The sequence below is a fragment of the Pseudomonas sp. MWU12-2029 genome, assembly GCF_023242425.1.
GTDB classification, from domain to species: domain Bacteria; phylum Pseudomonadota; class Gammaproteobacteria; order Pseudomonadales; family Pseudomonadaceae; genus Aquipseudomonas; species Aquipseudomonas kribbensis.
Window position 1 is genome coordinate 91,106 of the sequence record NZ_JALJDY010000015.1, and the last position, 8,187, is coordinate 99,292.

The 8,187-nt window shown below is 55.1% G+C and carries 6 protein-coding genes; 1 reads left to right on the forward strand and 5 read right to left on the reverse strand.

Annotated elements, in window-relative coordinates:
• Positions 1–12: 12 nt before the first annotated feature.
• A complete protein-coding gene (locus tag M5B44_RS27280; RefSeq protein ID WP_248741137.1) occupies positions 13–762 on the reverse strand; it encodes a hypothetical protein in 750 nt (249 codons plus the stop codon).
• Positions 763–1,007: 245 nt separating this feature from the next.
• On the opposite strand from M5B44_RS27280, the gene M5B44_RS27285 reads away from it, so the two are divergent.
• Positions 1,008–2,156 carry an aldose epimerase family protein gene (locus tag M5B44_RS27285; RefSeq protein WP_248741138.1) on the forward strand — a complete coding sequence of 383 codons (1,149 nt, stop codon included), beginning with the start codon at positions 1,008–1,010 and terminating at the stop codon, positions 2,154–2,156.
• 160 nt (positions 2,157–2,316) lie between these two features.
• Here the strand turns inward: M5B44_RS27285 and M5B44_RS27290 are convergent, their stop codons facing one another.
• The 4 genes from M5B44_RS27290 to M5B44_RS27305 form a co-directional block, all read right to left on the reverse strand.
• On the reverse strand, positions 2,317–2,580 hold the full coding sequence (locus tag M5B44_RS27290; RefSeq protein WP_134827451.1) for a PAAR domain-containing protein: 264 nt from the start codon (positions 2,578–2,580) through the stop codon (positions 2,317–2,319).
• An 88-nt stretch (positions 2,581–2,668) separates the two neighbouring features.
• The gene (locus M5B44_RS27295; RefSeq protein ID WP_134827452.1) at positions 2,669–3,019 is read right to left on the reverse strand and encodes a hypothetical protein; all 351 of its coding nucleotides are present in this window, start codon (positions 3,017–3,019) and stop codon (positions 2,669–2,671) included.
• Between the two features lie 42 nt (positions 3,020–3,061).
• Positions 3,062–3,544, reverse strand: a complete 483-nt coding sequence (locus tag M5B44_RS27300; protein ID WP_065259374.1) for a DUF4265 domain-containing protein — start codon at positions 3,542–3,544, stop codon at positions 3,062–3,064.
• The coding region (locus M5B44_RS27305; protein ID WP_248741139.1) for an RHS repeat-associated core domain-containing protein at positions 3,534–8,187 on the reverse strand (4,654 nt) is incomplete at its 5' end. The genes M5B44_RS27300 and M5B44_RS27305, both read right to left, overlap by 11 nt.

Here is an 8,187-nt window from a genome sequence, read left to right on the forward strand (position 1 = left end):
ACCCGACCTGGCTTACTGCACGGGCAAAAAATTCAAAAACAGTAGGCTCTGGGCGTAATTCAAACCGATGCGCCGGTAGCGCTCGTCGAGCATCTGGGTCAGCAGATCGAGGCGCGCCACGACTTTGCCGAACTCCGTGGCGAAGCTCAGGTTGCTGCCCTCTTCTGAAATTTCGTTGGAGAACAGCAGCGGCTGGCCTTCCTTGTTCTGCCGCTGGGCGAGGATCCACGTGGCTTTTTCGATGTTGCGCGCGGCGTTGTTTACGAAGGTCGGGTTGATCGCATCGGTCATGCAGAACTCGGTGCGATTGCCGTGGGCGGTGACCAGCATGCTGCCAATGGCATAGATGAAGGCGCCGACCCGGTCACCGAGAAACTCCGGGCTCATCGCATAGCTCAACGCTGCGAGATCTTTTTTTCCGCCCAGCGTCGGCAACGGTTGCTGCTGTTCGATCGCCAGCCGCACCTGCTTGACCGCCGTGCGAATGTCGAGGAAGCCGGATTTGCGCAATTCGTCCGGGTTGCGCAGGTACAACTTGCCCATCAGGCGATAAAGGCTGTCGAGGTTGTCGCGCATCGCCAGCGTAGCCATGCGGTCGACGCTGGTCTGGAGAAACTCCTGGGGCCTGCCCTCGCGCATCTGGGTGATGAAATTGTTGCCGTCCTGATGGCTGCAAGCGCCGAGCAACAGGGTCGACAGGCAGGCCAGCAACAGGCACGGGCGATGAATGAATGCAGCGATGTGGGGCAAAACTCTCGGCATGAATTCTTTGACGGACACATTCCTGTGCGGCGGGAGTCACCGCAACCTGGCCATGGATAGAGCCGGGGATTGCGCAAAAGTGCAGTGCCGCAGCGTTTTCCCGACTTTCGGCGTTTGACGAATCACCATTTAGTCCGACTTTATTTTTGCAATAAACGTTTAATCGTCTATAAATTTTCATTCAAACGACAATTAGCATGACTATTTAGTGATTTTGAAAACAACAACAAAAAGGAAGGTCAACCATGCTTCAATCCCGACACTCACTCTGCGGCCTCGGACTGTCCCTGATGATCGCCACCCTCTCCGCCCAGGCCGCCGGCCTGTCCAGCGAACACAAAGCCTTCGGCAAAACCAATGACGGCACACCCGTCGAGCAATACATCCTGCGCAACAGCCACGGCATGCAAGCCACGGTCATCACCTACGGCGCGACCTTGCAGGCCCTTCAGGTGCCGGACAAACACGGCAAGCTCGACGACATCGTCCTCGGTTTCGACGATGTGCAGGGTTACCAGAAAGGCACCGCGTACTTCGGCGCAACCATCGGCCGCTTCGGCAATCGCCTGGCCGATGGCGCCTTCGAGCTCGACGGCAAACGCTATCAAGTGCCACAGAACGACAAGACCAATGCCTTGCACGGCGGCACTCAGGGCTTCGACAAGAAGGTCTGGAAGGCACAGGAAACCAAGGACAAGGATTCGGTCGGTGTGACCCTGACCTACCTGTCGGCGGATGGCGAAATGGGTTTCCCCGGCAACCTCACCACCGAAGTGACCTACCGCCTGACTGACAACAACGAACTGCACATCGACTATAAGGCCAGCACTGACAAACCCACGGTGCTCAACCTCACCAACCACAGCTACTTCAACCTCGCCGGTGCGGGCAATGGCGACATCCTCAAGCAGGTCGCCACCCTGCACGCCAGCCATTACACCCCGGTCACAGCCAAACTGATCCCGACCGGCGAACTGGCCCCGGTGGCCGGCACACCGATGGACTTCACCAAACCGACTGCCATCGGCCAGCACATCAAGGCCGATCACCCGCAATTGAAATTCGCCGAACCGCAACACGGCGGCTTCGATTTCAACTGGGCGCTGGACACCAAGGGTGACGTCAGCAAACTCGCCGCTGAAGTCAGCGACCCGCAATCCGGCCGCCACCTCCAGCTGTACACCAATGAACCCGGCGTGCAGTTCTACACCAGCAACTTCCTCGACGGCACGGTCAAGGGTAAGGGTGGCAAGGTCTATCCGCACTGGGGCGCGTTCACTCTGGAGACTCAGCATTACCCGGACTCGCCGAACCAGCCGAACTTCCCGACTACCCGGCTGGATCCGGGACAGACCTACACCCAGAGCGTGGTGTTGAAGTTTTCGGCGAAGTAAAAGCAAGAGATCGCAGGCTGCGGCAGCGTCTACAGGGGAAAATTAATCCTGATGTAGAGCTGCTGCAGGCTGCGATCTTTTTGCTTTTTGAAGCCTTGGACTGGCGCTGCCCACTCTAAATATCGATCAAGGCAGACAGAAGTAACCGAAATTCAGGGACTCAGCTGATTACGGCGCCTTTCGGGCCACTGGAAATCAACGCGGCTCCACAGGCGGTTTTCATGCCGTCCAGCGCGATGGGCACGCCATCGACGGTGTAGGTGCTGCTGCCCTCGGCAATAGGGAAAACCCCTTTGCATAAGGGACAGCTGACTTTGTGACCCACCCCGGCAATTGGCTTACCGTTGAGGTTGGTTTGGGAGAATGCTTCGAGCACCTTCCCACCGTGAGTGGTGGAGTCGCCCAAGCGGATTGCGTCTTTCATCACGTCACTCCATTGACAAGTATTGATTACTCATACTTCAACGTTGTCTTGAGCAGCATTGAAACCGGTTTTCCTCCGGTTCCTATATTTATCGTTTCTCAGTCATCCATACGTCTTCATACCCTTGCGCATCAGTAATGAACTTTGCCCCTGTGGGCAGAGAGAGAAAGCTCACCGTCTGCGGCAGAATTTCATTCAAGTGGCGAACATGGACAGCCTGGTAAAAATCATCCGCCGCAGCGCAATACTCTCCGCAGTGAATGAACCAACTTACATTTCCTCCCTCGGGCGGCTCCACTCTACTGCCGTAAATGGGAGATCGGCCGAGTGTCTTCAGGGCGACAGCAACCATGTCCTCAGGGGGCTGGATGGCCAGCCCATATTTTTCACAGAGTATTCTCTGAGACGAGTCGGGAGTGGTCGTTTCAAGCTCGCTCAAGAGATTTTCCTCCGACCACCGTGTTGTTCTTCGCCCATCACTTCAACTCTGAAGCCACCAGTTCAGAAGCGTCTCGTCCTCGTCGTCATCAATGTTTTTATAGATGTTTGCGTAATACCATTGGATGCCGGTTTTCTCGCTAAACCGATCAAAAAACTGATTGATCTTATCCATCCCATTGATCGCCGGGACGGCTAGCGAGAGGTTGCCCTCATGTACACCGTCCAGTGTTCCACCCAGCTCAAGACCGACACCTCGTTCAAGTCCGTCTATTTCCTCAGGGGGAATGTAATCGGCATAAATGTGGATGCAAAAATTGCCACCTCGCTTCAACACGTCTGCATGGGCGTTTTTGTTCTTGATCGAGATCACATCACCCCGTGCCAGATTCAGCGCCAGGCCCGGAGAGGAAAGCAGCTCATATGTATCCTCCGCAACCTGTCGAGCCGGCAGTTCCTCGTACACCGGGCCATCGTCATCTGCGACGAATACTTGAATCAAAACAGGTGCGCTTCTATCGTCCATACGGTGCTCCGCAGCTTCCACGTTCAACACACGACATACCTTCTTTCACGTAACCACTGTTCCCAGCGCTCAGGTTACAGGATGCACCCTCAAGATCCACGTTTACATCGGCGAGGTTGCCACCATTGGACGTCGCCACGTTCTTGTGGCCCAAGTGCATGTCATCCGGGTTTGTAGAGGTATGTCCACAACGCCAGCACTTGTAGACACCCACAGGCTTGCTCTTGGCAATAAGCTTTTTGCGGCAAGCAGACTGCCCTTTCCGACTGCCACCACCGACCTTGCTCGCCGCCATGTCTTGAGCCGATGCTCCATGACCATCTTTCAGTGCGACCTTTGACGGGGCTTTTTTCACCAGACCAAGCGGGTCGATCCACTGGGTTGGATTAGGTGCGTATTGGTGAAGGTTGATACCACCAGCCAGGCCTATCGGATCCTTCGAGATGAAGCGCCCGACCTGCGGATCGTAGTATCTGTAGCGGTTATAGTGCAGACCCGTTTCATGGTCGTGATATTGCCCCTGGAAACGTATGGGGTTGGTCAATCCGTGCTGGACAGCAAAACTGGTCTTCTCTTCCTTTACTTGTCCCCACGCCTGGTAACGAGCTGCCCACACCACCTGCCCCTTTTGGTCTGTCAGCTCGAGGGGAGTCCCCAGATGATCACACTGATACCAGGCCAACACATCGAAGGGTTGCGCCTTCGGCTCATGAGCCCATAACGGGTCATCATCGAGGCTGTAACTCCCGAGGTACTCAGGCTGACCAACCAAATTGATCGGACTCTGTCGAAGCGCCTGCGCTATGGGTATAAACGTGCCCGGCTCATAAATGTAATGCACGGTACGCCCGGTACCGCCGTCCATGTCGGCAGGGCTGCTTTCCCACGACAAATTGTCTCCATCCCAGCCGTAGAGTGTCAGGCTGCAACCGAGCTCACGCTGTATGCGTCCCTGTTCATTTCGATTCCAGTGCGAACCGGCTTCGTGACGATGCTTGAAGTGCGCCGTCGAATTCTTGTAAATCCGACGCCCCAGCGCATCGTAAGCAAACTCGACAGAGAGACGAGAGTCTTCAAAATGAACCAGTCGATCAAACAAATCCCACCGCATTTGACTGCGGTTGCCATTGTGCCAACGCAGCGTCTGATTTCCGCGCTCGTCGTATTCATAGTGGGTACCGGCATACTCGCGTATCAGGTTATCCAGAAGCTTGCTGCGTGGAGGATCGAGTTCCAGAGGCCTGCGTACCTCTGAAGCCTTTTCATCGAGCAGGTTACTGGCCGGGTCGAAAGAGAATGTCTCCAACCCATTACGGCTCACGGCACTGAGCAATCGCCCGACCGGATCATAGCGATAGACTGCTGGGCCTCGGCGACTATCGTTGAGCTCGGACAATTGGCCGACAGCGTCATACTTGTATTCGCGCTTGAGCAATGTGGACTTGTCATCCACTCGCGCCAGTAATTGCTCTTGCAGACGACCAGCAGGGTCCCACTTCTGCGTTTGCAATAAATGGTTGCCCTGATGACGGGCAACCTCTCGATGCAGGTCGTCACGCTCATACCCGACCAGCTCGTGCTCATCCAGACGCAGCGCAAGCAAGTGGCCACTGCCATAGGTCAGCCAACTGACACGGTGACCGTCTGGGCGAGTCGTCGCAACGCATTGATTGAGCACGTCATACTCATGCTTCCAGATAGCAACTGTCGGCTGCTCAAGACCCAGATAGTGCTGGTGCTCTCTCGTCAGATTGCCCGCCGGATCATAGAACCACTGCAGGCGGCTCTGATCGTTCGTGGCCATGACCATGTTTCCATTGCCGTCGTAAGCAAAGGTCTCGCTTTGAGCTGTCTCGCCAAGACTCGCGTGACGCCCGATCAATCGTCCCATCGGATCGAATGTCATCGAGATAACGCGCTCTGCGGATACAGCCTGAGCCAATCGGCCAGTTTCGGGATCGTACTGATATCGAGTCGTGCGACCGTCGAACCCCGTCTCCTCAAGGAGTCGTCCTACCGGATCGTAATGGAACTGGGTACGTTGATTGTTCTCGTTTTCGAGTGCCACCAGGCGCCCCAGCCGATCCCAGCGATAACAAAGACTCTGTTCGCAAGCATCGACTCTCTCGGCGATCAACCCCGCTGCCGTGTAAGTCCAGGTCGTGCAGCGATCCAGGCCATCAACATGGGTCAGCAAACGCCCTTCGGCGTCGCGTTTAAAGTGTTCTTCAGTTTTATCGGAATGCGTAACAAGTACAACGTGTCCCGACTCGTACTGGTATTCAGTACTCTGTCCCGCTGCATCAGTGAAGCAGATCATCTGACCGCGTTCGTTGTATTCCCAGGCACTGGCCTTACCCGAACAGTCTGTGTATTTCAGCAACAAGCCTGCATCGTTGTATTCGAGTTTCTTTTCGTTGCCATTGGCGTCCTTGATAGCAACAGGTCGACCAGCCTTGTCATAGGCATACTCCGTCTTATTGCCCAATGGATCGACGGACTCCACCAGATTTCCAGCGTCATCGTAGGCGCGTTCCCACTGCCCCCCCTCCGCATCGCTGATCCTGATCAACTGATTCTGATCGTCATAAGCGTAGTGAGCCACACTTCCGTCGGGACTTATGTGCTCGAGCAAGTTACCTCGCTCGTCATAACTGTAACGTTCAGTACTTCCGTCGGTATGAACGTGACGAATCACATTTTTGGCTTCATCGCGGAAGAACCACTCCGATCGTTCGTCCGGATATCGAATTCGATAGGTGTAGCCCAAAATGTCGTAGTAATGCCAGGTCTCGTTGCCCTGTGCGTCAGTAACGTACGTGAGACGAATGTTTTCGTCCCAATCCAGGCGAGTATCGAAACTGCCGTCGTCAGCCCATTCGCGAACAGCTTTGGCATCAGCGGTGTGCCCTTGCCATTGCAGATTCATGCCACGGCCGGTGCGATCGGTATATCGGGTGAGTAGATGGTGTTGGTATTGGTATTCCCAGGTCGCCCCGTTCTCGTCTTGTGCCTGAACCAAGTCCCCGAAGTCATCGTACTGATAGTTGCAGAGTTGCCGCCGGGGTGCACCATCGCAAATTTCCCAAAGGCCTGTTATCCGGCCATGGTCGTCGATGAGAGTACCTACATGTAGGAGAACCTGAGTCACGTCATCCTGATAAGTGATCAGATCTGAAAGAACAGAGACATCACCGTGGCGATGCTCGTAATGCAGCATCAACCCGGCACCATTACGCATCACCACATTCGTCAGCCAGTAACTGCGACCACGGCGCACATAGGTTTCTTTTCGCTCCAAACCAAAGCAAACCAAAAGTTGATCTTCGCTCAAGCGTACGAGTGTGACGTTTTCAACGGCGCTGTATTGGAATTGGCCAACCTTGGGCAATGGAAAGTCAATACTTCGACCGTCGGCGCCAAAAAACACTAATCCGTCACCCCGACAGTCAAACCGGGTAGAAAACTCCGTCACCCACCGTGCTCCCAACTCGCTCGTGTCAAATGCATCAAATCGAGAGCTGTAAGTACGCACCCATTCAATCGGGAATGGACCGGGCAGGCTGAAGTCGGTGTGGCTCAAGGATTCTGAGCCCAATGCAAAGTTGATACTGTTGCAAGTACCGGTACAGCAACCGTTCTTATCCCCCTTCGCGGCCTGACTTGCCGGGCTTTCCTTATTGCTCGCGCCCAGTTGACCATCAGTACCCTGACGTTGAGCTTTACTGGTCGCACCCGGTTTGACACTGGCGCTCTGTCCATGAGCATTACGCTTGCGCCAGCTGGCAACGGCCCCAGTCAGCATGACGAGCAACCAACCGATCGAATGCTGGACACCTGGGTCACTCAGCTTGGTCAGTTGACCGCGCAGTTCCGGCCCCATTGCTCGCAAGGTAGAGGTATGGCTCAGTACCAGGTGTTTGACCTCGTCAGGCATCAGAGCCCGCGAGGCGCTATTGGCCAGCCCTTTACCAGCAGCTTTGTATGCGCTGAATACCGCTCCGAAAATGTTGCCTATGGCAGCCTTCGGATCACTGAGCAGTTTGTCGCCAGCAGCGCTGATCTGCTTCTTCGCAGCCTGCACAGAGCCCTTTGTATCGAGCTCACCTTTGACAACGGTTTCAAGTCCTTTCGCAATCTCGTTGATCGCACTCTCACCAAGCTTGCCTGCATCAGAAAGTATGCCGGCCAACTTTCCCTGGGCCTGTTTCGCGAAGTCGTCAATAGTACCGACGATCGTGGCATTCAGATGACCAATCAAGACTTCGATCAATGAGTCGCCGAGCAACATCTTTGCGCTGCTACGCAACTCCTGTCTAACCAGGAACAACGTGGGCCGCAGACTCATGCGTGCCGCAGCCATGCTAGGTGGTGCAGGCAGCACGCCTATCAAGTTGATGCCCAGACTGACCCAATCGAGCACTTCGCGCTTTTTGCTCTTGGATAACGTAACGATGTCACCCAATGCGTCGACCAGCGCCATGATGTTGCCAACCACCGGCAACGAGCCCGCAACGTTTTTAATCCGGTCAAGCGTAACAACACCTCCGCTGATGGATTGGAGCCAGGCATCGAATTTAGCCGCTCCGCGTCCAACATCCTTTGCGTCGATAACATTGAGCGGAACGACGGCAACCTGAGGC